Annotated in this window: 2 protein-coding genes; one reads left to right on the top strand and one right to left on the bottom strand. The window is 60.9% G+C overall.

Annotation, left to right across the window (positions count from 1 at the left end):
- Nucleotides 1-459 (top strand): TrkA C-terminal domain-containing protein (locus lacNas_RS13060; protein WP_280515450.1); only part of this gene is annotated, 459 nt, incomplete at its 5' end.
- Between the two features lie 42 nt (nt 460-501).
- Here the strand turns inward: lacNas_RS13060 and lacNas_RS13055 are convergent.
- Nucleotides 502-1,437 (bottom strand): Gfo/Idh/MocA family protein (locus lacNas_RS13055; protein ID WP_201346937.1); only part of this gene is annotated, 936 nt, incomplete at its 5' end.

Raw genomic sequence — 1,437 nt, 5'->3', positions numbered from 1 at the left:
GACGCCGACATCTTCGTTGCCACCTACCGCGACGACGCGACGAACGTGGCCGTCGGCCGGGCAGCCAAGGAAGCCGGGGTCAAGCGGGTCATCGTCAGCCAGAGCCAGGTCAACGCCGAGACGGTTGACCAGCTCAAGCAGGAAGGCATCGAAGTTTTTGCCTTCAACAACCTGCATGGGGCCATGCTGCGGGCCTTGATCGAATCGCCGGCCGTTTACCGGATCATCACGGACACCAACAACGCCCTTTACGACGTGGTCGTCAAAAATTCGGCCTACACTGGCCGCCAGCTGATGGACTGGGACTTCGTCGACCAGATTACGGTTTCGCGGATCCGCCGGGGCAACAAGTGGATTTCCCCGCACGGGTCAACGGTCATCGAACCAGGCGACGAACTGATCTACAGTGGTCCTTGGCGGGAAGCCGACCGGATCCACCAGCTTTTGAGTCGGGAATAGAAAATGAAAAACGCTTTGCCTTTATTGGCAAAGCGTTTTTGTTCAAGCGGTAAAGCGGCGGCCGGCTTCCAGGACAGTGATGACCTGCAGGCTGTGGGCAAAGGCCCGGTCAGCGGCGGCCTGGTCGCGGCCGTCGAACATGCGGATGAACTCCTTGAATTCCGGAACCATCCGGTGCAAGTCAGGGTCAAAGGTCCGGTCGGTCTGGCCGGCAGCCGTTTCCAGCCGGTAGCGCCGCAGATCGCCGGGACTGCCGGTGAAGCTGATGGCGCCTTTTTCCCCGGCAAGGAGGGACTGGTTGTGGAAAAAGGCTTCCGAGTCCTTGGCCGCGACCAGACTGGCCTGCTTGTCGTCGTAGCTGAGCTCCAGGACGCCGGAAGTGTCGACGCCTTTCTGCATGTTGGGGAAGTAGTGGACGTCAAGCGGAGCGCCGAAGAGGCTGATGGCCAGGTGGACATTGTAGACGTTCAGGTCCAAAAGGGCGCCGCCGCCCAGGCGGGGGTTGAAGGCTGGGGCGATGTCGCCCTCCAGGAAGCGGTCGTAGCGGGAAGAATACTGGGTGTAGTTGAGACTGGCGACATGAATCGGCCCCAAGAGCGCCAGGTCTTCCTTCAAGGCCCGGAAGGCCGGCAGGTAGCGGCTGGTGATGGCCTCAGTGATGAGGCAGCCTTTCCGGTCAGCCAGCTGCTTGAGCTCAAGGGCTTCTTTGGCGGTAAAGACGAAGGGCTTCTCGCAGATGACGTTTTTGCCGGCCTCCAGGGAATCCAGGCACATCTGGAAGTGCATGGACGAAGGGGTGGCGACATAGACGGTGTCCACGTTATCATCTTTCAGCATGTCCAGGTAGTCGTCATAGGCGCGCTGAATGCCGTATTCAGCCGCCAGCGACTGCCCGGTTGCCGCCGACCGCTTGGTCGTGGCAATGGCGGCCAGGCTTAGGCCCGGCAAGGGCAGGGCGGTCAGGAAGTCTTTGACGAT

Source organism: Lactobacillus nasalidis, from assembly GCF_016587775.1.
Taxonomy (GTDB): Bacteria; Bacillota; Bacilli; order Lactobacillales; family Lactobacillaceae; genus Lactobacillus; species Lactobacillus nasalidis.
Note: the sequence above shows the minus strand (reverse complement) of the source record. Positions and strands in the feature narration are given on the sequence as shown.